General features: G+C 42.9%; 17 protein-coding genes and 1 pseudogene. 10 read left to right on the forward strand and 8 right to left on the reverse strand.

Annotated features, from left to right (window positions below; translation table 11 throughout):
- Positions 1–23: 23 nt before the first annotated feature.
- Positions 24–1442: a 3-isopropylmalate dehydratase large subunit gene (gene leuC / locus ACPEGP_RS04695; RefSeq protein WP_423814095.1), complete on the reverse strand. Its 1419-nt coding sequence runs from the start codon at positions 1440–1442 to the stop codon at positions 24–26.
- A 380-nt stretch (positions 1443–1822) separates the two neighbouring features.
- Between leuC and ACPEGP_RS04700 the strand changes: the two genes are divergently transcribed.
- The 3 genes from ACPEGP_RS04700 to ACPEGP_RS04710 all read left to right on the forward strand — a co-directional run bounded on the left by ACPEGP_RS04700 (position 1823) and on the right by ACPEGP_RS04710 (position 5949).
- Positions 1823–2695, forward strand: a complete 873-nt coding sequence (locus ACPEGP_RS04700; protein ID WP_144296455.1) for a LysR family transcriptional regulator — start codon at positions 1823–1825, stop codon at positions 2693–2695.
- Between the two features lie 519 nt (positions 2696–3214).
- Positions 3215–4714, forward strand: a complete 1500-nt coding sequence (gene putP, locus ACPEGP_RS04705; RefSeq protein ID WP_191692492.1) for a sodium/proline symporter PutP — start codon at positions 3215–3217, stop codon at positions 4712–4714.
- A 353-nt stretch (positions 4715–5067) separates the two neighbouring features.
- On the forward strand, positions 5068–5949 hold the full coding sequence (locus ACPEGP_RS04710; protein ID WP_423814096.1) for an IS982 family transposase: 882 nt from the start codon (positions 5068–5070) through the stop codon (positions 5947–5949).
- A gap of 194 nt (positions 5950–6143) precedes the next feature.
- Here the strand turns inward: ACPEGP_RS04710 and ACPEGP_RS04715 are convergent, their stop codons facing one another.
- The 3 genes from ACPEGP_RS04715 to ACPEGP_RS04725 form a co-directional block, all read right to left on the reverse strand.
- Complete coding sequence (locus ACPEGP_RS04715; RefSeq protein WP_423814097.1) at positions 6144–7694, reverse strand: hypothetical protein; 1551 nt, start codon at positions 7692–7694, stop codon at positions 6144–6146.
- 365 nt (positions 7695–8059) lie between these two features.
- Positions 8060–9472 carry a hypothetical protein gene (locus ACPEGP_RS04720; protein WP_423814098.1) on the reverse strand — a complete coding sequence of 471 codons (1413 nt, stop codon included), beginning with the start codon at positions 9470–9472 and terminating at the stop codon, positions 8060–8062.
- A 233-nt stretch (positions 9473–9705) separates the two neighbouring features.
- Positions 9706–9987: a SlyX family protein gene (locus ACPEGP_RS04725; RefSeq protein WP_288726251.1), complete on the reverse strand. Its 282-nt coding sequence runs from the start codon at positions 9985–9987 to the stop codon at positions 9706–9708.
- Between the two features lie 217 nt (positions 9988–10204).
- Between ACPEGP_RS04725 and ACPEGP_RS04730 the strand changes: the two are divergent.
- The 7 genes and pseudogenes from ACPEGP_RS04730 (at position 10205) to ACPEGP_RS04760 (ending at position 17732) form a co-directional block, all read left to right on the forward strand.
- Positions 10205–11370, forward strand: a pseudogene (locus tag ACPEGP_RS04730) (RNA-guided endonuclease InsQ/TnpB family protein).
- 50 nt (positions 11371–11420) lie between these two features.
- On the forward strand, positions 11421–13370 hold the full coding sequence (locus ACPEGP_RS04735; protein ID WP_423814099.1) for an ATP-binding cassette domain-containing protein: 1950 nt from the start codon (positions 11421–11423) through the stop codon (positions 13368–13370).
- A 447-nt stretch (positions 13371–13817) separates the two neighbouring features.
- Complete coding sequence (gene petA, locus ACPEGP_RS04740; protein WP_423814100.1) at positions 13818–14402, forward strand: ubiquinol-cytochrome c reductase iron-sulfur subunit; 585 nt, start codon at positions 13818–13820, stop codon at positions 14400–14402.
- Between the two features lie 7 nt (positions 14403–14409).
- Positions 14410–15630, forward strand: a complete 1221-nt coding sequence (locus ACPEGP_RS04745) for a cytochrome b (RefSeq protein ID WP_423814246.1) — start codon at positions 14410–14412, stop codon at positions 15628–15630.
- Positions 15630–16346: a cytochrome c1 gene (locus ACPEGP_RS04750; RefSeq protein ID WP_423814101.1), complete on the forward strand. Its 717-nt coding sequence runs from the start codon at positions 15630–15632 to the stop codon at positions 16344–16346. The genes ACPEGP_RS04745 and ACPEGP_RS04750 overlap by 1 nt, the downstream gene beginning before the upstream one ends.
- 193 nt (positions 16347–16539) lie before the next feature.
- On the forward strand, positions 16540–17154 hold the full coding sequence (locus ACPEGP_RS04755; RefSeq protein WP_423814102.1) for a glutathione S-transferase N-terminal domain-containing protein: 615 nt from the start codon (positions 16540–16542) through the stop codon (positions 17152–17154).
- A 140-nt stretch (positions 17155–17294) separates the two neighbouring features.
- Complete coding sequence (locus ACPEGP_RS04760; RefSeq protein WP_191689589.1) at positions 17295–17732, forward strand: ClpXP protease specificity-enhancing factor; 438 nt, start codon at positions 17295–17297, stop codon at positions 17730–17732.
- A gap of 148 nt (positions 17733–17880) precedes the next feature.
- Here the strand turns inward: ACPEGP_RS04760 and dcd are convergent, their stop codons facing one another.
- From dcd to apbC, 4 genes are all read right to left on the reverse strand, one after another.
- Positions 17881–18456 carry a dCTP deaminase gene (dcd, locus tag ACPEGP_RS04765; RefSeq protein ID WP_102076576.1) on the reverse strand — a complete coding sequence of 192 codons (576 nt, stop codon included), beginning with the start codon at positions 18454–18456 and terminating at the stop codon, positions 17881–17883.
- A gap of 162 nt (positions 18457–18618) precedes the next feature.
- Complete coding sequence (locus ACPEGP_RS04770; protein WP_423814103.1) at positions 18619–19722, reverse strand: DUF2804 domain-containing protein; 1104 nt, start codon at positions 19720–19722, stop codon at positions 18619–18621.
- Positions 19723–19748: 26 nt separating this feature from the next.
- Positions 19749–20171 carry a hypothetical protein gene (locus ACPEGP_RS04775; RefSeq protein WP_423814104.1) on the reverse strand — a complete coding sequence of 141 codons (423 nt, stop codon included), beginning with the start codon at positions 20169–20171 and terminating at the stop codon, positions 19749–19751.
- A gap of 91 nt (positions 20172–20262) precedes the next feature.
- Complete coding sequence (gene apbC / locus ACPEGP_RS04780; protein WP_201591552.1) at positions 20263–21486, reverse strand: iron-sulfur cluster carrier protein ApbC; 1224 nt, start codon at positions 21484–21486, stop codon at positions 20263–20265.
- Between the last annotated feature and the right edge of the window lie 172 nt (positions 21487–21658).

The following is a 21658-nucleotide window of genomic DNA, read 5'->3' on the forward strand; positions in this document are numbered from 1 at the left end:
TAAATAAAGCACAAAATCAAAAGTTAAAACGTACGCACATCGACAAAGTGACCCGCTAATGCTGCTGCTGCTGCCATCGCTGGGCTGACCAAATGCGTACGACCGCCATTGCCCTGACGACCCTCAAAGTTACGGTTAGAGGTTGAGGCACAATGCTCCCCTGGCTCTAGCTTATCAGCATTCATGGCAAGGCACATAGAACAGCCCGGCTCACGCCATTCAAAACCTGCATCCGTGAACAAAGTATCCAAGCCTTCTGCTTCTGCCTGCAATTTCACTTGCCCAGAACCTGCTACCACGATCGCTTCTTTAATATTATCGGCAACTTTCCGGCCTTTAATCACCGCTGCGGCATCACGTAAATCCTCGATACGTGAGTTAGTACATGAACCAATAAAAATACGATCAAGCTGGATATCAGTAATTTTTTGCCCAGCGTCTAAACCCATATAAGTATAAGCGCGTAACCAGCCTTCTTCTTGTGCTTCATCAACTGCTTGGTCAGGCGTTGGCACCGACTGGGTAATATCTACGACCATCTCAGGTGAGGTACCCCAAGATACTTGCGGCGCTATCTCGCTACCATCAATCTCAATCACGCTATCAAATACCGCATCATCATCTGAATACAGAGTGCGCCAATAAGCTTCGGCTTGCTCCCACTGCTCCTCGGTTGGCGCATAAGGACGACCTTTGACATACTCAATCGTCGTATCATCGACAGCAACCATGCCGACGCGTGCACCCGCTTCAATCGCCATATTACAGACGGTCATACGACCTTCCATGCTCATGTCTTCAAATACTTGCCCTGCAAACTCAATGGCGTACCCTGTCCCGCCTGCGGTGCCAATTTTGGCAATGATAGCAAGTACCACATCTTTTGAGGTCACGCCAGCGCCAAGCTTACCGGTGACACGAATTTGCATATTTTTTGATTTCTTTTGAATCAAACACTGAGTGGCTAGTACATGCTCAACTTCTGAGGTTCCGATACCATGCGCTAAACAGCCAAGGGCGCCATGGGTAGCGGTATGCGAATCGCCGCACACAACAGTCATACCAGGCAAGACCAAACCTTGCTCAGGACCGACCACGTGCAAGATACCTTGACGCGCATCATTAATGGTAAATTCAGCAATATCAAACTTGCTACAGTTTTCATCCAAGGTCAGTACTTGTAAGCGCGATACTTTATCTTTAATACCAGACACACCCTCTAAGCGCTCTTTGGTCACTGTTGGCACGTTGTGGTCCGGGCTTGCGATATTAGCCGACAGACGCCACGGCTCCCGATTGGCAAGCTCTAAACCTTCAAAGGCTTGCGGACTTGTCACTTCGTGCAGCAAATGGCGGTCGATATAAATTAGGCTCGAACCATCGTCACGCTTGGTGACTTCGTGAGCATTCCAAAGTTTGTCATATAACGTTTGACCGGCCATGTTGCTATCCTTTTATTTACTAATGACTAAATGGCTTATTACTTTACTAATGAAAGTATGACTTAATCTATTTGCTGGCGCACTTTAAGTTGCTGTTTACATCTAATATTTAATTAACCAGAGATTTTATAAAAGCAAATATTTTATAATAATGACTATTTATGATGCTAAACGCCTGGTAAAACAAGTAATACGCCGTCAAAAATGCGCTTAACAGAATAAATATGTCACAATACGTCTTGATGTCTTGTGATTATAGCAGGCTAATCCTATAATAATAATTGATGATTTTTACATAGTCACAAACTTTTATTTCTAATTCATTTTGATTAGGTCAGCCAACTTTTAATTATAGCTCGCTACTAGCTAAGGACATCGGTGTGAATACCACAAATTTGACGACATTCGTCACGGTTATGCAAACAGGCAGCATTTCAGGTGCCGCAGAAAAGCTGTTTATCACTCAGCCTGCGGTCAGTAAACGTATTAAGAACTTAGAAGACGAATTTAACATCACCCTATTTGATACAGTTGGACGCGGTATTGTACCGACGCAAGCGGCCAGTGAGATGTTGCCTCATGCCAAACGCTGGCTTGAAGATTATGAAAACTTTAAAATCAATCTCCAGCATTCGCAGCATATTGTCTCGGGCAAACTCGTTATCGGCACCAGCCACCATATTGGCTTGCACCATCTAGCCCCTGTGCTCAAGCATTTTATCCAAGCCTATCCTGCCGTGCAGTTAGAAGTGCATTTTGTCGATTCAGAAACGGCTCATAAAGCCGTGCTCGATGGCGATTTGTCACTCGCATTTTTAACCTTGCCGCCCGTCTATGATAAACGCTTAACCTATCATACCTTGTGGTCAGATCCTCTTTACTTTATGACCGGCACGTTATCACCTTTGGCGACCAAGTCCAATGTGACGCTCGAGCAATTGGCGCGCTACCCTGCTATCTTACCGTCTGCCAATACCTTTACTAGCCAAATCACCTTAGCGGAATTTGCCAAGCATAATTTAAAACCTTATGCCACTATGAGCACTAATCCTTTAGAATCAATCCGCATGCTGGTTTCTGTCGGACTTGGTTGGTCAGTATTGCCGCAAACTATGGTCAGTCAGGATTTGGAACGTATCGATATGGCCGATAATATCGAATTACAGCGTTATTTGGGCGTGGTCATTAATCCAAAACTCACCCAATCTAGTAGCGTAACGGCTTTACTAGATTTGCTTGCGCCAATTGACTAAAGCTTTGGCAAGCGATTATATATTATTCGCTAATCAAGATATTTATTTGATAAATAGGCGCGTTCGCATTTGTGTGACTCATACGTTATAATACGTCTGACGTTGTTTAAATAACATAATTTTACCTGAAACTCACTGATAATCATATATTGAAGACTTCTAGTAATATATGATAGTAAGCAGTAGGTTTGATGGTTTTAAATGATTGGTTATATAAGCGGCTGATGTTTATAAACGATGATTTGATGCGAGCAAGTGAGAAAATAAAATTGCGATACAAGTTTGCCGTTTGCATTTCATCACAACTTTGTAGGTGTCAACCCATAACCACACCAATCATATAAAACTAACAGCAGATTTTGAATAAAAGCCATTATGTCCTACTTAATGGCTTTTTTCGTCTTTAGATTTTTTATCTTGAAATACGTTGAGATAGAGTTTTTAAGCAGCGTCTTGTAAGACTCAATTTTTCTCGTTAAAAATAATGACAGCCAACTATGTTGGTTAAGGATAGTTTATATGAACGGAGTTTCTAGTGGCGTGCTGATATCACTTGGCGCCTATTTCTTAGTCATGATTGGGATTGGCGTGTATGCTTATTTTAAGCAAGCCAATGATACTGAAGGCTATATGCTCGGTGGTCGTAGTCTAGGCCCTGCCGTAACGGCTTTATCAGCGGGCGCATCGGACATGTCAGGTTGGTTGCTCCTTGGCCTGCCAGGCGCCATGTATGCTGACGGTGTGGTCAGCGCTTGGATTGCCATCGGTTTGACCTTGGGTGCTTTTTTAAACTACATTATCGTGGCACCGCGTCTTCGCGTTTATACCGAAGTCGCTGACAACGCCATCACTCTACCCGATTATTTTGCCAACCGCTTTGAAGACAAATCGCATTTACTGCGGGTTATCTCAGCCGTGGTAATTATCTTATTCTTTACCGTCTATACCGCCGCAAGCTTGGTCGGTGGCGGTAAGCTCTTTGAAAGCTCGCTCAACCTTTCTTACAGTACAGGTCTGTGGGTGACCGCTGGCGTCGTCGTCGCTTACACGCTATTTGGTGGTTTCCTAGCCGTATCAATGACCGACTTTGTGCAAGGTATTATCATGCTCTTTGCCATGGTAATTGTCCCTATCGTTGCTTTGACTGATCTTGGCGGCGTAAGCGCAACGACCAATGCTATCAGAGCCATCGATCCAAGCATGCTCGATATCACGAGTGGCATGACAGCTTTAGGTATTATCTCCTTACTCGCTTGGGGCCTTGGTTATTTTGGTCAGCCGCATATTATCGTACGTTTTATGGCGATTCGTTCAGTGAAAGATGTGCCAACAGCACGTAATATCGGTATGAGCTGGATGATTATCAGCCTGATCGGTGCTTGTGTTACGGGTATCGCGGGCCGCGCCTACGTACAAAAAACGGCAATGACGCTAGATGACCCTGAAACCATCTTTTTGGTATTCACGCAATTTTTGTTCCACCCACTTGTTTCAGGTTTCTTATTAGCGGCCATTTTAGCCGCAATTATGAGTACCATATCATCACAACTACTCGTGGTATCAAGCTCACTGACCAAAGACGTATATAAGCTTTTCTTTGATAGAGACGCTCCAGAAGCGCGTCAAGTATTGGTCGGACGTATCTCAGTTATTGTGGTGGCCGTTGTCGCTATTTTGCTGGCGTCTAATCCAGAAAGCTCGGTATTGAACTTAGTTTCTAATGCTTGGGCAGGGTTTGGTGCGGCATTTGGACCTTTGGTTATTTTCAGTCTGACATGGCGCGGCATGAACCGCAATGGCGCGGTCGCCGGTATGGTGGTTGGTGCATTGACCGTTATCCTGTGGGTCTATGGTCCTTTTGAGATGAATGGAGTGGCACTAAACAGTTGGTTATACGCTATCGTTCCAGGCTTTATCTTGAGTACCATCGCTATCTTTGCTGTCAGTATCATGACTGGTGGTCCAAGACCGTCAGTATCTGCGAAGTATAAAGAGATGGAAATGAACCTTAATAAATAAGTATTTTTTATCCATTATTGTATGATGGAAAAACCTCGCTATAATTAGCGAGGTTTTTTATTTCCTAATCAAATACTATAATATTCTTTCAATACTAATCAACAATATACCCTCAATTAGCGTAGTAAAAAAAGCGGGAGTAAGCGCTCCTCTACACCTCACAATCTGGTAGTTGTTCACCTTTAATTTAAAGTAGACACAACTTCATTGGAGAAGCTTTTATAGATTTTGTTTAACTTATACAGTAAGTAACCCCCAGTTCGGGATAAGCGCTCAAAAAAAAGATAAAAAAAGAAGTCCGAAGTTGCTAAAGTGAGTTTACCAAGACAAACTTCACAACAAGGACTTCTTACATGGACAACCTAACCGAACTATACTGCCATATTGACGACTTTTATCAGCAATTCAAACCTGAGTTTGACGCTCATTTAATCGCAACGGGACACCAAAGGTTAAGAGCATGCCAGATAAGTGTAGCAGAGATGATGACCATCTTGGTACTGTTTCATCAACTGCGGTATCGACAGTTTAAGGCGTTTTACTACCATCACATGCTTGGCATGATGAAACGGGAGTTTCCAAATCTGCCGAGCTACTCGCGATTTATAGAGCTTGTGCCGCGCAGTATCATGCCACTGTGCAGCTACTTGCAAAGCATGATGGGCGACTGTACGGGTATCAGCTATATTGATTCAACCAAGATAGCAGTTTGTCATAACAAACGTATCTACCGTCATAAAGTCTTTAAGGGACTTGCAACCCGAGGCAAAAGCAGCATGGGCTGGTTCTATGGCTTTAAGCTGCACGCCATTATCAATCATAAGGGCGAGCTTGTATCTGTTAAAGTCACTGCGGGTAATACGGATGACAGAGTGCCTGTTAAGGATATGGCAACGCCTGTGTTTGGCAAGGTGTTTGGGGATAGAGGCTATATCAGTAAAGCCCTAAACGAGTGGCTCACAAAACACAGTGATACCACGTTGATAACCAAACTTCGGCGTAATATGAAACCCCAATTACTTGAGCCGATGGATGAGGCACTACTCAATCATCGCTCTTTGATTGAAACGGTGTTTGGAGAGCTTAAAAACTTGTGCCAAATCGAACACTCACGCCATCGTAGTGTCACGGGGTTTATCACAAACTTGCTGTCGGGTTTGATTGCTTATTGCTGGTTTCCCTATAAGCCCACCATCAAAAACATGCCTCAGCAGGGACAGGTAGCCACATTGTAAATAGTATCAATGAGTTACAATGTGGCTTATCCCGAACTAGGATTAAGTAACAAGGCTTCATACAAATATCATTCGAAAATCAACGTAATAGCTTTTATTTATAACTTTTAGGTATATCTAAATTTAATCAATAAAAAGAGCGGCCCATCATGGGTCGCTCTTTTATTAATGAATTAACGGGTTAAATTAAATCTCTATTTGGCTTGATAAGATAACTTAGCGCCTAAGATAAAGCCGTCATTGTCTTCGAAATTAGAGACAATACTGCGATCTGGCAGCGCCCCTTCAGCATCACCGAACCATAGGTATTTACCACCTGCTGATACTGCCCAATTCTCAGTCACATCATATTTAGCACCTAGACCGACACTATAATACCCTTCAATAGGACCCAGTGATGTTGTTGGATCACCAGCACCACTATCCCAACCTATGGAACCTGAAACCGCAAACTTTGGAGCTATACGTTTACCTAACCCAAGCTCTACTTGCCACTGATCATCACTATAGTCAACTAACGGTAGTTTTGAAGCTTGAGTATACTTAGTTGGGCTAATTGAGAAATCACTCCATGGTACCCAGCGTATTTTCGCCGTAGCTAATGTTGTCGGGTTTACACCAGTTTGGAAATCGAAGTTAACTGACTTGGGTGTAGTTACCTCGAAGTTACTTACACCGGTACGACTCTGCCCTTGAATAGCAAGAGCTGGAAAATCTTCATACATATCTATAGAGTGATCAATTTCTGAACGATATGTCAAGGCTGCTTTTAAAGCAATTTCTGGCTTACTGTAAGATACACCTGCTAGCCAACCATAATCCTGATTAGGCGCACTATGTGCAGTATAGCCAGCTGCACCTTTATAAGCGTTGCCTCTTAGTTTAACGTCTGCTTGTAAGCGTTGAGCTACGGGTCCACCATAAACCTGAAACTGATTTTCAGCACCAAACTTCATGCCACCAATCAGTGTAAGAGTATTAGAGCGCACTTCTACATTAGTTGCTTCATCAATACTCAATAAATTCTGCACTGCATCACGGGCTGCTTCAGCAGCCTGAGCATCTCCTTGATTAGCAGCTAAAAGGTCTCGTGCATTTTGAAGAGCTTCCTCACTCAAAAACGAACCTATCGCATCAAGAGTCGCTTCCGTGCTAGCCAGAGTCTCGTTAGTACTATTTATAATATTATTGTACTCATCCAAAGATGGTTGTTGAGCTAAATTTTGATATCTTTCTAAAGTACTATTTAAGCCTTGTAACGCTGTCTGATAAACAAGACTATCGATAGCGCCTGCATTCGGATTATCTGCAGCTTGTAGTGCTTCAACTTGAGCAATTTTTTCCTGTGTATTCTCAATGGCTCGGTTAGCCACTTGTTGAATAGCTCCAGCGCCTGTAACATTCGCTACACCAGTAAAGTTATTATCACCTGTGTAGCTTGCCGCTGCTCCAAAAGGCTCATCGTATAAAACACCAACACTGAATCTATCATTTACATCTGTTTTTACCCCGTAACGGAAAAAGTCATAAGATTCAGCGATATCACCAGTTTTATTACCGTTATTATCAACACCACTAACATCGGCATCGATATAGGTATAGACCGCTTCAGCGTATGTACCATCTTGTAAGAATGCAGTTATATCTTGACCTGATCGATCAAGACCTGCAGCATTGGTCATGCTAGCTACAGAAAAGGTAGCGATTGCTACAGCTAGAGTTTTTAAATGAAAAGTAGCGCGCATTGGGTATCTCCAAACATCCTCGTTGTTAAATCATCTTCATAACTAATATTCAGCATTGTTGCTTGAAATATAAGTTTATGTAAATGACGTCCTAAATGAATAGTAATGATTTTTTAACACTAAAACAATACTTAAAACACTTTATTTTCAGATAGTGACTCTTTAGTTCAGTCATTATTGCTCAAAATCAGCAAATAAAAGTTCATTATCTCTAGCGAAATTAAGGATAATTGTTTACTCCCTAATCAATATAGATCTAACATCAAACAATATATTTCTAATCTTTTAAACATAAAAAAACGACCTATTACAGATCGTTTTTAATATGATTCAAATAATTTTATTTAGAATAAAGACATAAATTCTTAGTTAAAGTTCTGTTTAGCTTGGTAAGATAGTTTTACGCCAAGAGCAAAACCGTCGTTGTCTTCAAAGTTACTAACGACATTCTTGGTTGGGATTTGACCTTTTGCATCACCAAACCATAGGTATTTACCACCAGCAGAGATGGCCCAGTTATCAGTTAGGTTATATTTTGCGCCAAGACCTGCACTATAATAGCCTTCAATAGGACCTAAAGAAGTGACTGGATTGCCAGCACCACTATCCCAACCGATATTACCAGTCACTGCTAATGCTGGGGTTAAACGTTTAGCTAAGCCTAATTCTACTAACCATTGATCTTTGTCATAGCTAACTAAAGATAAACCTTCAGGATACTGTGCTTTACTTACATCTGTATAAACAGGAGGTACGATTGCAAAATCACTCCAAGGTACCCAGCGCACTTTTGCTGTTGCTAAAGTTGTTGGATTGATTCCGGTTTGGAAATCAAAGTTTACAGATTTTGGTGTAGTAATATCTATTTCACCAGCTTTCTCAATACTGGCGGCAGGATAGCTTTCAAATATTGGAAGGGTATGATCAATTTCTGAGCGATACGTTAATGCAGCTTGTAAAGCAATTTCAGGCTTACTGTAAGATACGCCCGCTAGCCAACCATAATCCTGATCTGAGCTAATATGAGCGGTATAACCAGTTGCAGCGCTGTAGGCTAGTCCGCGTAGTTTTACGTCTGCTTGTACTTGTTGAGCAACTGGACCGCCATAAACTTGGAAATTTTTATTTTCGCCAAACTTCATACCAAGAATCGCGGTAATATTTTCAGTACGAACTTCGACGTTGGTTCCTTCGCCTTTAGTAAGCTCTTCTGCATCCGCTGCTTTTTTCGCAGTAAGAACGCCTATATAATTTGCTTGAGCTTCCTTAAGCTGACCATCTGTCAAGTTCTGAGGATTGCCTGGCGCAAGTTGCGCTTGTAGGGTAGGTATTACAACAGTATCAATTACTGCTTCGCTATATGCTGGATTTCCAGTTACGTTTTTGATAACGGCATCACGATCACCTTGAGCTACAAAATTATTGTTGCCGCTATAGTCGGCAGCTGCACCGAAAGGCTCATCATATAAAACACCAACGCTAAAAGTATCATTGATGTCGGCTTTTACGCCATAACGGAAGAAGTCATATGACTCTGCGATATCACCAATTTTATTGCCTTGTTTATAAGCGTTTTTGTCTTTACCAACATAATCATTATCATAACCACTAACATCAGCATCTAGATAAGTGTAAACCGTTTCAGCATAGGTACCATCTTGCAAAAACGCGGTGATATCTTGACCTGAACGATCAAGACCTGCCGCACTAGCGATACTAGCTGCAGAAAGAGCAGCCAAAGCTACCGTTAGAGTCTTTAGATTGAAATTTGCGCCCATTGTGTATCTCCAAACATCCACATTGTTTTACCGCTACACCGAACTTTGTTAGGTAGACAGTATCTAAGGTGAAGGATACTAATGTGTTTTTTACATGAAAACAACCGAAAAATACATTATTTCTGCAATATGACTGAATAGTCAGTAAACCGTATATTTATGCCAAAATTCGCATATAACTTATAATAAATGCTGTGCAATTATTTGTTATCTATAATTAAAAAAACTTATTCCTAATAATGCGGTGGTCTATCTGCCATGACATCAAAAGGCGCTACACCGCCCTCCCCATCTTGGCTTTGCACTTGCTTATAGATAAACTGTAGTTGACGTTGCAAGGTTTGGATATCTCTATCTTGGCGCGTAATAACCTCATCAAGCCTCTCGACGGTAACTTCAAGGTGAGAGAGGTTCATTTGCAATTCAATAACCTGTGCTTGTAAGTCTGCTTGGCTATCTGCCAGCTGAGCTTGTTGATTAGAAGCGTTTTTTTCTATCGAATTTGGTTGGTTCATATTTTTCTCAATAGTAGTTCTCAATAATAGATAGTATGGTTATTCTCTTTATGAAATCTCAGACCTAACCATTTAAAACAGACTTTATAAAATAGTGTTTATCAAAAAGCCCCGTAAAACCACGTCACTTCTAGGGCGTGGATATCAGGCGTCAACCGTTGTCACCTAAGATTGAACCCACCTTGTTAACCAAACCCATTGAGAACATAATCACTCTATGAAAACGCTCAAACTACGCATCAAAGACAAACACACCAATCAGCTAAACATCTTAGCAGGGTCGGTTAATTTTGTCTGGAATTACGTCAATGAGCTTAGTTTCAAACATCTCAAACGCACGGGTAAATTCTTTACAGCTTACGATTTAGCAGCCTACACCAAAGGGGCTGGTGAATACCTAAATCTACACAGCCAGACCTTACAAGCTATTAGTGAGGTTCACGCTAAATCTCGCAAACAATTTAAAAAAGCCAAACTCAACTGGCGTACCAACAATCCTAAAGCCAAACGTAGAAACTTAGGTTGGATACCGTTTAAAAAGACCGCGATAAAATATCTAGCAACCCGTCAATCAGGCAAGAAAAGCCTTAAATCCATCATTCAGCTAAGCCTCGCTAAGGGTAAAAAGCTAATCATTGATATGTGGGATAGCTATAACCTAGCCCTATACAACATCAACACCTGTGAGCTGGTGCAAGATGCTCGCGGGCATTGGTATGCCTGTATCACCGTTAAAGAATTTCCAAAGATTAAGTGCGGTGACGGTCAAGTCGGTATTGACTTGGGCTGCAAAGATGCCGCAGTCAGTAGTGATGGCGATCAACTACAAACCAAACTCACCCATCAATACGCTGAAAAACTGGCGATTGCTCAAAGAGCCAAGAATAAGAAGCGGGTCAAGGCGATTCATGCCAAGATTAAAAATACCCGAAAAGATTTAACCCATAAATTTACTAATAAACTGGTTAAAGCCAATAGCTTAATTGTCGTTGGTAAAATAAAATCAACATCATTCACTAAGGGCAAACTGGCTAAATCCGTCTATGACGCTGGTTGGTTTGAGATTAAGCGGCAACTGGATTACAAATGCAAGCATGCAGGTTGCCACTATATCGAAGTGAATGAAGCGTACAGCACCCAAACCTGCTCGTGTTGCGGCTCACGCCAAGACAGTCCGAAAGGTAGAGCGGGTCTTGGTATAAGAGTGTGGTTCTGTCGTTCTTGTAAAACGACCCATCAACGAGACGTTAATGGAGCAAAAAACATACTCGCGGTCGGGCTTGGCCGTCTTGAGTAGGAATCCCCTTCGCTTTTAAGAAGGGGAGGAAGTCAAAAAGGCATTTACGCATACTACAGTTAGGTGGCAGCATGTTATACTGCTAGGAATTTTGCAACAACCCTTACCTCACTATTATATAAGCTTAAGATATTCTATGGCATTGATACATTTAAAAGATATTCACTTGGCATTTGGCGTGGCTCCTATTCTCGATGGCATCGATTTTTCAATCAATGCAGGCGAGCGCGTTTGTTTGATTGGCCGTAATGGCGAAGGCAAATCTACTTTATTTAAACTGATAAATGGGTCATTGCAGCCTGACAGCGGCGAGATTATCAAAAATAGCAGCATGCGTGTTGCGATGTTAGAGCAAGACGTTCCTGAAACCAGCGGACGTATCTTAGACATCGTGATGGGCGGTAGCCGCCACACCGCCAATTTGCTGATTAACTATAATAAGCAAGTCGATATGTGTGCCAATGGCGATATGGACGCTTGCGAGCATATGGCAACCTTGCAACACGATATCGATGCAGTACATGGCTGGGATTTAGAGCGTGATGCAACCCGTCTAATTACGACTATGGGACTTGATCCTGAAGCTGACCTGTCTTCATTGTCTGGCGGTCGTAAACGCCGTGTGCTACTTGCTCGTGCACTAGTCACTAAGCCTGATGTGCTATTACTCGATGAGCCAACCAACCATTTAGACGTTGAAAGCATCGAATGGTTGGAGCGCTTTTTACTCGACTGGCAAGGTCTGACGTTATTGTTCGTGACGCACGATAGAGCATTTGTCAATAAGCTCGCCACCCGTATCGTTGAGCTTGATCGTGGACAATTGACCAGCTATGACGTGACCCAAGGCGCTAAAGGTTATGCGCGTTATCAAGAATTAAAAGAGCAGCAGCTACTCGCTGAAGAAAAGAACAACGCTAATTTTGATAAAAAATTGGCACAAGAAGAAGTTTGGATTCGCCAAGGTATCAAGGCTCGCCGTACCCGTAATGAAGGCCGTGTCCGTGAGCTAAAAGCTCTGCGCGAAGAGCGTAAAGGCCGCCGCGAGCAAGTCGGTAACGTCAATATCACCATGGGTGAAGGCGAGAAAAGCGGCAAGCTGGTTTGTAAAGTTAAGAACCTGCATCTGGAATATGATGGCAACGTCTTAGTCGACAACTTTAGCACCATGATTATGCGCGGTGACAAAATCGGTATCGTCGGTCCCAACGGCGCCGGTAAAACCACGCTAATTAAAGCCCTACTAGATATGTCCGACGATGAAGTTACTAAAACAGGCACGGTCGAGCTTGGCACCAATTTACAAATTGCCTTTTTCGATCAGCTGCGCGACCAGTTGGATTTAGAAGCCAGCGTGGCGCAAAACGTCTCAGAAGGTTCTGACTTCGTCGAAGTTGGCGGGCGCAAAACGCATATCATGAGCTATTTGCAAGACTTCTTATTTGCTCCAGAGCGCGCGCGTACGCCTGTTAAAGCCTTATCAGGTGGTGAGCGTAATCGCGTACTACTTGCCAAGCAATTATTAAAGCCTGCCAATATTTTGGTACTCGATGAGCCAACCAACGACTTAGATATGGCCACCCTTGAGCTATTAGAAGAGTCGGTCGCCAGCTTCAACGGTACTATCTTGCTGATTAGCCATGACCGCTCATTTATGGACAACGTCGTTACCTCTACTTGGGTATTTGACACGGATGAAGATGGTAATGGCATTGTCAAAGAATATGTCGGCGGCTATCAAGAATACTTGGTACAAAAAAACCGTGAAGAAGAAGCGAAAGCTAAGAATGCTAAATCGTCTAACGATAATGCTGCTAGTAGCAAAGCTAACAATAAAACTACGGTCGCAGCAAAGTCTAATACCGCTGCCAAAAAGCTTAACTATAATGAACAGCGTGAACTCGATAATTTGCCAAAAGAAATCGCTGCGTTAGAAGCTGAGCAAACGGAGCTGGAAGAAAAGCTGGCTGACGGTTCTTGGTTTACGAAAGATATGGACGCCGCTACGGCTGCCAGTGAGCGTTTATTGGCTATTGAAGATGAGATGATGACTAAGCTTGAGCGCTGGCACACGCTTGAGAGTTGATATTGTCTAGCGCTATTTATCACCGCATAACCTTATATCGAAAGTGGTTAAGGGTTATAAATAGCTTACGACCACTTACAACCGCGTAATGTGCGGAAAGTTAGTGAACATTGTCTTGATTTCAAGTATCATTCCCTATTGCTGAATACCCTTATTAATTATAAGGTCATTATTCATAATAGTCTTGTTGATAAAAAAGCGTACTTTAAGGTAGGTTAAATATTGATAATTAAGCAGTTTTAGACTAATTATCTTGTTTAACACTGGAGTACGCTTTCTCAAGGCTGCTTTATTTTTAACACAATAATTTATTTTATGACCGAAATAGCTTAGAATAGCAACAATTAGCAAAATTAGGCACAGCTAACGTGGCTTGATAATTGTCATTTTCTAAGCCACAAACCCAGTGTGGGATAATCCCATTTCATTCACCTGGAGGAAGTATTAATGAGCCATGCCGAAGGCGTTAACATACAACGTCGTAGAGTTCTTATTGCCTCGACTGCCGTCATTGGTGCAGCTGGGGTAGCTGCTGTGGCGACACCTTTTGTCCGTTCTTGGACACCGAGCGCAAAAGCCGAGGCTGCAGGCGCTGCAGTGACCCAAGATATTGGTTCTATCGAAGCAGGACAGATGATTGTCGTCAAATATCGGGGCAAACCTATCTTTGTAGTCAAGCGCACTGAAGAGATGCTGACTACGTTAGAATCAGTGAAGCCATTACTGTCAGACCCTGATTCAGATGAGTCGCTACAACCAGAATATTGTAAAAACCCTGAGCGCTCTTTATCACCAGAAGTCTTGGTGGTAGAAGGCGTCTGTACACATTTAGGCTGTGCACCAAACTACCGTCCTGATGTGGGCGCAGCTGATTTAGGCGGTAATGACTGGTACGGTGGATTTTTCTGCCCATGTCATGGCTCTAAATACGATTTATCGGGTCGTGTTTATAGTGGTGTCCCTGCACCGCTTAACTTACCAATCCCAGAGTACAGCATGGATGGTACTATCTTGACGATTGGGGAGGCTTAATATGAGCATGGGTAAAAAGTTAATGCATTGGGTGGACGCGCGCTTTCCTGCGACTGAAACCTATGAATATCATATGTCAAAGTACTATGCACCAAAGAACTTTAACTTTTGGTACTTCTTTGGTGTGTTATCAATGGTGGTATTGGTCAACCAATTGGTGACTGGTATTTGGCTAACGATGATGTACAACCCAAGTGCCGAAGGGGCATTTGCGTCTGTTGAATATATCATGCGTGATGTCAAAGGTGGTTGGCTCATCCGTTATATGCACTCGACGGGCGCTTCTGCGTTTTTCGTGGTGGTATACCTGCATATGTTCCGTGCTTTGCTATACGGTTCATACCAAAAACCGCGTGAGCTTATTTGGCTCATCGGTATGGGTATTTACCTAGCATTGATGGCAGAAGGTTTCTTCGGTTACCTACTCCCTTGGGGCAACATGTCATTCTGGGGCGCTCAGGTTATTCTAAACTTACCTGCGGCTCTACCTGTCATTGGTGACGGTCTTGCTGAATGGGTACGTGGTGACTATATCATCTCAGGTATTACCTTAAACCGCTTCTTTGCTTTGCATGTGGTTGCTATTCCACTTGTCCTTGTCGGCTTAGTGTTTATGCATTTAGTAGCGCTGCATCACGTTGGTTCGAACAACCCTGATGGCATTGATATTAAAAAGCTAAAAGATAAGAATGGCGTACCATTAGACGGTATCGAATTCCATCCGTACTATACTGTGCACGATATGGTTGGTATTGTTGTCTTCTTTATCTGTTTCTTTGCAGTCGTATTCTTCTTCCCAGAAGGCGGTGGTTTCTTCCTTGAGCCACCAAACTTTGAAGCAGCGAATTCGCTAAAAACACCAGAGCATATTGCACCAGTTTGGTATTACACACCTTTTTATGCCATTTTACGTGCAGTTCCTAATAAGCTTGGTGGTGTTATTGCAATGGGCGGTGCGATTGCCTTCCTATTCTTGATCCCATGGCTAGATAGATCTCCTGTACGCTCTATACGCTATAAAGGTATTCTGTCAAAGATTGCGCTTACTGTCTTTGCTATCAGCTTTATCGTATTAGGCTACTTAGGTGCGACACCTGCAACGCCAACGGCGACTATCATGTCACGTATATTCACAGTTCTATATTTCTTGTTCTTCTTATTGATGCCGTTTTACACTGCCATTGAGAAGTGTAAACAGCCACCAGAACGCGTTACCGGAGGTCACTAATGAGCACGCTAATTAAATCCCTAGCTGGTCTAGGCTTAGGCGCGGCATTAACCTTGACTGCTGGTAGCGCACTGGCAGCAGGCGGCGGTGGCTGCGGTACTTTTACCAATGCTGATGGCGTGGTTGAACACTTAGCTTGTAGCTCCGCCCCTATTGATTTTACCAATAAGGGTTCGCTACAAAACGGTGCGAAAATATTTATGAACTACTGCGCTGGGTGTCACTCAGCAAAGTATGTTCGTCATTCGCGCATTGCTAAAGACTTAGAGATACCGCCTGAGCTGGTTGAAAAGTATTTGATGGTCACCACCGATCAAATCGGTGATCATATCAATGCTGAAATCGATCCTGAAGTACAAGCATCATGGTTTGGTGCGGCACCTCCGGACTTGTCACTTGAAACAAGACTACGCGGTGATGACTGGGTTTATACGTATTTGCTATCGTTCTATGAAGATCCAAGCCGTCCTTGGGGCGCTAACAACTTAGTTCTAGCAAACGCTGCTATGCCGCACGTGTTGCATAATATGCAAGAAACCTTGAGTGAAGAAGAGTTTGAATCTGAAGTTGGTGACTTGGTTAACTTTATGGCGTGGATGGCAGAGCCGGTACGTCATGACCGCCAAGTAATCGGTTTCTTTGTGATTTTATTCTTATTAGTACTGCTCATTCCAGTTTACTTATTGAACAAAGAGTTTTGGAAAGACGTAAAATAATAAAGCAATAAAGATCCAAAGTTAATCTAAAAAATAAGCACTACTTCGGTAGTGCTTTTTTATAGCTGCATAAATGGTTAACTATAAAACCTTCTGTTAACGATCGCCTCATGGGCAATGTTTACGTACACTACCTTGATAAACGCGGCGACATTGTTTACGATAATAGGCTTTATTAATACATTAGGCTTCCATGATTGATGCGAATGACATTCCAAGTAGTCAGCTGATTTTATACGCTGACGATGGCTACAATAGCCATGTGGTCCGCCTATTGCTTGAAGAAAAAAAGCTTGCCTATTATTTATCGCGGCTACATTCTGAGCGTCCGGAAGACTTGACCGAGCTCAATCCTTATCACACTTTGCCTGTTTTGCAACAGCGTGAGATTGCGCTATATGAGATTAACGTTATCTTCGAATACCTTGAGGAGCGTTATCATGCTAATAAACTACTGCCAGATACGCCACAAGAGCGCGCCCAGTTTCGCCAATTGGCTTGGCGTATACAAAATGATTGGTTGGTGCTCGGCAAACGATTGCTGATGCATCCGGATAGTTTTAATAAAGCGCAAGCAGCCTTGGCAAAAAAGCAGCTAAGCGACTCCTTGATTACTTTGTCACCCTTGTTTGCTCATAAACCTTATTTTATGGCAGATGAATTTGGTTGGTGCGACGTGCTATTAGCGCCGTTATTATGGCGATTGGAAGAGATGGATATTGAGTTACCGCGCGCTATCAGCCGCCCCCTATTTGACTATCAAAAACGGGTCTTTGAACGTGACAGCTTTCAAAAAAGCGTGCGTTAATTAGACAACCGCTGATGACTCCCCTAAAATAGACTTTGATATAGAGTAACGATACAGTGAATAATTTTTTAATAGATACTACTCTGTTAGGAATTACTCATTAAGCAGTATTTAATAACCATACCTAAGGAAACCAAAAAATGAGCGAAGAAACCACCTCTATTACCCCAACACGTCCCTATATGGTGCGCGCGCTATATCAATGGATAGAGGACAATGCGCTCACCCCATACCTGATGGTAGATGCTACTGCTGACAATGTACAAGTCCCTAAAGAGCATGTCCAAGACGGACGTATCGTGCTCAACATTGCTAGCCGCGCAACCGGTAATATGAGCATGGAAAATGATTATATTCATTTTAGTGCGCGCTTCGGCGGTGTCTCGCAAGAGATTTGGGTACCATTGACGGCGGTAATGGGGATTTATGCCAAAGAAAATTCGCAAGGGATGTTTTTTGACCCTAATGAATACGATGATTATGTCCCTGAAGAAGACGCAGCGACTACCTCCAAGAAAAGTACCGCTGCCCCGAAACCTAAGCGCGATAATAAAGCCGGGTTAAAAGTTTTAAAATAATTGCGTTAAAAAATCGACTTTGAAACAGCCAAAAGAGTTAGCCATAAAAAAGCCAGTCATATTCAATATACTGGCTTTTTTTATGGTCAGTCCAAAATACTAACAGACTAAAAAACACTTAATCTCTTGGCGTTTAAGTGCTTGATGATTAGGTTCTTGGCAGCGTCACACCGCGCTGACCTTGGTATTTACCGCCACGGTCTTTATAACTGGTCTCACAAACGTCATCGGCATCACTTTGAAAAAATAGCATTTGTGCCACGCCCTCGCCCGCATAAATACGCGCAGGCAAGTTGGTGGTATTACTAAACTCTAACGTCACATGCCCTTCCCACTCAGGCTCAAGTGGTGTGACGTTGACGATAATACCGCAGCGTGCATAGGTCGATTTACCAAGACAAATTGTCAGCACATCACGCGGAATACGAAAATACTCCATTGTGCGCGCCAAAGCAAACGAATTTGGCGGAATGATGCATTCGTCACCGATGACGTCAATGAAGCTTTTTTCATCAAAGTTTTTTGGGTCTACAATCACTGAATGCACGTTGGTAAAGACTTTGAACTCAGGCGCACAGCGTACGTCATAGCCGTAACTTGAGGTACCATAACTGACCAAACGCTCGCCGGCATCATTAAAACGTACTTGACCTGGCTCGTATGGTTCAATCATGCCATGTTCTTCGGCCATTTTACGAATCCAGCGGTCAGACTTGATAGACATTGTTGTTCCTTAAAAAATTTTCAATAGCCAATTTTTAATAGCCATTGCGATAATAGATTTTTGGTAGCGACGATTATACGGAATTGACGGCGCAATTTATAGAGCGGCAACGACTTTAAAATTAAACCTGCTATTTATAAATGCATAATAGGCGCTCATCAGTTACCATTTAGCAAAATGATCTTCCGCTAAGCCCATTACCTTATCAAGCTCAATCACCTCATCTGCTAGCCGTATCTCACCACTATAAAAACCCAGCCATTGCTCAAAAATACTAGCGAGCACACCGAAGTTATCGGTCTTTTTATAAACAGTAATCGGCGTAAAGGTTAAATCAATATCAACCTTACTCCAGTCGAGGTTCTGATGATAAATACGCCAAGTATGCTGCGCAGCTGCATCCAAATCTTGACGTATAAACATCACAGGCGGCAAATACACTATCTGCCCATCAAGCCAGCAGGCATTTTCACTAGCGCCAGTTTCGTTGACGCCCATCGATAAGTTAAGAGTAAAATGACGACCGTCTGGCAAGTAGCTATTAATACAAGTCCAAAACCAATTGGTCTTGTGACGCATATAGCCAAGCGTCCAATCTAGATTGGCAATAGTGGTGTCAGTAAAGTCGATTTCTTTGAGCTGAGTATCCAGAGCTTTAGTATTAAATTTTGAATTATCTTTAATAAGTAGATGTCCAGATATTGCTGTCAGCGGCTCTTTTTGGGTAAAGGTCCAACCGCGTCTGCCCGTTGGTGTACAGATAGCTAGTGGCTGTGATTGTCTTGCTAAGGTTGCATTGAGTGCAAGGTTTTGACTATCTAGCACAACGTTAATCTGGGAAGGCGTAAAATCCAATGTTACGGTCAGCTTGTCATGAGTAAATGCCATTTGACCCTGATAACAATCGCCTTCTAATAAGGTCTGCCGCGTCAAAGGTTGCAAGGCTTCGCAAACTTCTAGCTCACTAGTTTCATCATTATAGAGATACACGAAGGCGCTGGTCGCAAGCTTAATCGTCGCCATTGCTAGGCAAACTCGATAAGGCGGCTCAATAATTTGGATAAAGCAAAATTGGTTGGCTTTAAGCGCTTTGCGCCAGTTTGGCAGCGCTTTTTGCGAGATAAGATGGCTATGATAGTCAAGATAGTTGATGCGCTTAACGTTAGCAAAAACGCCAAAGTTAGGTTGACCGTTTTGAATAAGCTGGTCAATCTCAACTACTCTCAAGTGATTAGCGATAGGTTGGTGATTATCGTTTTGCTTCATGGTTAAGGCATCCTAGCCAAAATTCATTACGAGACTACCTGTCCTTGGTAGTTGACTGTACTGCTAACTATTCTTCTTTTTGCTTGTCCTGAGGCAGCCCAAACGGCTTCCCTAATAGCTTTAATCTCTATCATCGTCAAACCATCTATAAGCTCTTCTGTCACATTGACTACTGCAAAAGAACTTATTCCAAACGGATGCTTAGGAAATTTAAGCAATAAATCAGTAATTGCTTGTACTGCGGATAAAAAATCAGCAATCACCATTCGGCGATTGCTAAAATCCGCATTAATTTGATGGCGTTTGCTACTGCCATCTTTATAGTAGCAAACAGAGCTTACTTGATTATTCGACAGCTCAATCACGTATATCGGCGGACGAAATAGCTTTAGGAGCCGATATTGCTTGGGGATATTGTCTAAATGACGTTGATAAGTCGATAAGCTCACGATACTTCCCTTTTGAAATTCAAAGTCACTTAGATTTTAATGTTTTATATGCTTAGGCTATTTTACTAACTTTAGAAGCCATTAAAAACTATTAGAAAATCCGCTTATCATCGACAGGTTTGGCAAATTTATTGATATTGGCTTCGATATTTTTCGCAATGCTTAGATAATACGGCGCAAATTCATCATCGGCCAACACGCTCGGCTCACCTTTATCCACTTGGGCGCGAATACCACTAGCAAGTGGCAACTGACCCAGGAGTGGCACATGGTATTGCTCAGCGATTTTTTCGCCGCCACCCGTACCAAAAATCGCTTCGGTATGGTTACAGTTGCTACAGGTATGCAGCGCCATATTTTCAACCACGCCAAGTACTGGAATATTGGTTTTATTAAACATCTCGATGCCTTTTTGCGCATCAAGTAAGGCGATATGCTGCGGCGTCGTCACAATCACCGCGCCCGTTACCGGAATGCGCTGCGCCAATGTCAGCTGAATATCGCCAGTACCAGGCGGCATATCGATGACTAAGTAATCGAGCTGCGGCCAATTGGTTTGGTTATATAGCTGCATTAAGGCGCCAGTGGCTTTTGGTCCGCGCCACGCCACAGGTGTATTGTCGCTATCGAGCAAACTACCAATCGATAGCATTGCCAAACCATGCGCTTCAATAGGTACAAACTGCTCGTTTTCCAGCTCAGGTTTGACTTTGTCCACGCCCAGCATCGTCGGCATACTTGGTCCGTAAATATCAGCGTCTAGCACGCCAACCCGATTGCCTGACTTCTGTAATGCTAAGGCGATATTAACGGTAGTGGTTGATTTACCAACGCCGCCTTTACCCGAAGCGACGACGATAATATGGCGGATACGTGGATGCGCCGTTAAGGATGCTTGTGTCGGCGCTGCTTTCGTAATCGGCGGTTCGGACTGATTGCTACTATTTGTATTTGCAGAAGGTTTAGCCTGCTTTTCCATCGCGTTAGTGGTTTTTGGCATGGCTTTTGGTAGGCTTGACCCCGCGCCTTTTGCAGGTGCTGGCAGGCGCACATTCATATGAATCACTCTGATGCCATGCGGATGCAGTAGGTTGCCAAGCTCTTGCTGAATGGTCTCAGGATCGCTATCTTGCGGCAGACGCAAATCCAAAGTCAGCTCATCGCCATCGCGCTCTAGACCTGTGACCATAGTCGCAAGACTGCTATTACCTAAATGGTAATTGAGTAAAACCTGATCAACGGCGCTATCACGAGCCGCTTGTTGCTGCGGAGATTCGGATTTCGAAGATGCTCTTTTTTTTATAAAATTAAACATAGCTACCTCTACTACCTATATCGATGGTTAAATTTGGCAAAAACGATGAATCTTTTTAAACAATAGCTGTTTGAAATTGTTTAAAAGAACTCTTAGCTAAAACTTTAGCCCATAAAACTTTTGCCAAATGCTTTTATATAGATACAGTGTAGCTTAATGGGCGCTATAAAAA

This window comes from Psychrobacter sp. 219-2-C (genome assembly GCF_049560815.1).
Classification (GTDB): Bacteria; Pseudomonadota; Gammaproteobacteria; order Pseudomonadales; family Moraxellaceae; genus Psychrobacter; species Psychrobacter faecalis.

Coding starts and splice junctions, on each gene's coding strand:
- leuC (WP_423814095.1), bottom strand. CDS start 1,442: ATGGCCGGTCAAACGTTATATGACAAACTTTGGAATGCTCACGAAGTC.
- putP (WP_191692492.1), top strand. CDS start 3,215: ATGAACGGAGTTTCTAGTGGCGTGCTGATATCACTTGGCGCCTATTTC.
- ACPEGP_RS04710 (WP_423814096.1), top strand. CDS start 5,068: ATGGACAACCTAACCGAACTATACTGCCATATTGACGACTTTTATCAG.
- ACPEGP_RS04715 (WP_423814097.1), bottom strand. CDS start 7,694: ATGCGCGCTACTTTTCATTTAAAAACTCTAGCTGTAGCAATCGCTACC.
- ACPEGP_RS04720 (WP_423814098.1), bottom strand. CDS start 9,472: ATGGGCGCAAATTTCAATCTAAAGACTCTAACGGTAGCTTTGGCTGCT.
- ACPEGP_RS04725 (WP_288726251.1), bottom strand. CDS start 9,987: ATGAACCAACCAAATTCGATAGAAAAAAACGCTTCTAATCAACAAGCT.
- ACPEGP_RS04735 (WP_423814099.1), top strand. CDS start 11,421: ATGGCATTGATACATTTAAAAGATATTCACTTGGCATTTGGCGTGGCT.
- petA (WP_423814100.1), top strand. CDS start 13,818: ATGAGCCATGCCGAAGGCGTTAACATACAACGTCGTAGAGTTCTTATT.
- ACPEGP_RS04745 (WP_423814246.1), top strand. CDS start 14,410: ATGGGTAAAAAGTTAATGCATTGGGTGGACGCGCGCTTTCCTGCGACT.
- ACPEGP_RS04750 (WP_423814101.1), top strand. CDS start 15,630: ATGAGCACGCTAATTAAATCCCTAGCTGGTCTAGGCTTAGGCGCGGCA.
- ACPEGP_RS04755 (WP_423814102.1), top strand. CDS start 16,540: ATGATTGATGCGAATGACATTCCAAGTAGTCAGCTGATTTTATACGCT.
- ACPEGP_RS04760 (WP_191689589.1), top strand. CDS start 17,295: ATGAGCGAAGAAACCACCTCTATTACCCCAACACGTCCCTATATGGTG.
- dcd (WP_102076576.1), bottom strand. CDS start 18,456: ATGTCTATCAAGTCTGACCGCTGGATTCGTAAAATGGCCGAAGAACAT.
- ACPEGP_RS04770 (WP_423814103.1), bottom strand. CDS start 19,722: ATGAAGCAAAACGATAATCACCAACCTATCGCTAATCACTTGAGAGTA.
- apbC (WP_201591552.1), bottom strand. CDS start 21,486: ATGTTTAATTTTATAAAAAAAAGAGCATCTTCGAAATCCGAATCTCCG.